Below are 523 nucleotides of genomic sequence, written 5' to 3' on the forward strand. Positions count from 1 at the left end.
TCACTGCGCGCCGCGGCGATCGCGAAAATAGGTCGGGACGAGGAGATGGTCGCCAATCGGCCGAACAAGGAGATGATGAGAAAATGAAATAGGAGCAGGCTTGACAATGCCCCATACAAGCGAGCGATTTCGCAATGCTCGACGGCCTGCGCCGAAGAATTCGGGTCGGCGTCGAGAGCCGCGCTGACCGCCATTCCAACAGATTCGTTTCACTTGTCTATCGGTGGCGGCAGTCAATCTGACCTTGCCCACGGGCACCGCGGTCTGGGGAAGGTGATGACGCTGGGCCGGCTTTTGGCGAGTTCCACAAGAGAGCCTACGCCAGAAAGATTGATTTCCAGGTGTTCCCGTCGGTTGACTTGAGTGACGCCGGTTCGATTCCCTTCAAGACCGAGTACTAGAGCCTTTCATGTTTTGACGGAAGCGTAGCCGGCATTTGAGAAGTAGTTGGCGCATTCCTCTGGCTTTATGGTGTCGGCGAGTAAGCCCAGATGGCGCCACGTTTCCTCGATGGTTCGCTTTT

General features: G+C 56.4%; 1 protein-coding gene and 1 pseudogene. Both read right to left on the reverse strand.

What is annotated here, in order from left to right; genetic code table 11:
• Positions 1–194, reverse strand: a 194-nt coding sequence (locus IB248_RS31440) for a hypothetical protein (protein ID WP_210333102.1), incomplete at its 3' end; no start/stop codon positions are given.
• 213 nt (positions 195–407) lie between these two features.
• Positions 408–523, reverse strand: a pseudogene (locus IB248_RS30995) (IS630 family transposase); the annotation flags it as partial.

Source organism: Rhizobium sp. RHZ01 (assembly GCF_014851595.1).
Taxonomy (GTDB): domain Bacteria; phylum Pseudomonadota; class Alphaproteobacteria; order Rhizobiales; family Rhizobiaceae; genus Rhizobium; species Rhizobium altiplani.